This window comes from Bacillus sp. SIMBA_074 (assembly GCF_046534555.1).
GTDB lineage: Bacteria > Bacillota > Bacilli > Bacillales > Bacillaceae_G > Bacillus_A > Bacillus_A mycoides.
Genome location: NZ_JAWRYM010000304.1, coordinates 1 through 304 on the forward strand (window position 1 = coordinate 1; position 304 = coordinate 304).

1 protein-coding gene is annotated in these 304 nt (G+C 78.3%); it reads left to right on the top strand.

What is annotated here, in order from left to right; genetic code table 11:
* Window positions 1-304: hypothetical protein (locus SB773_RS30950; protein WP_410594073.1), on the top strand; the 304-nt coding region annotated here is incomplete at both ends.

The following is a 304-nucleotide window of genomic DNA, read 5'->3' on the forward strand; positions in this document are numbered from 1 at the left end:
GGCCCAGGCCGCCGCGGAGGCGCTCGCCCGCGTGCTGCCGACCGGCGCCCCGCTCACCCCGCTGCTCGGCCAGGGGTCGGAGGTGGCGGCCGGCGCGCAGGCGGTCGTCGCGACGTTCGTCGGCGCCGTCTCGGCCGACCTGGCCGTCGTGCTGCTGGAGGCTCCGCAACTGGTGGACGAGGGGGCCGACGGTTCGCCGGTCGTCTCCCTGCAGGACGTGCTGCAGCCGGCCCTGGAGGCGGCGAGCGACACGCTCGGCGCCGGCGTGCTGGATGACGCGCGGGTGCAGGATGCCGCGGAGCTG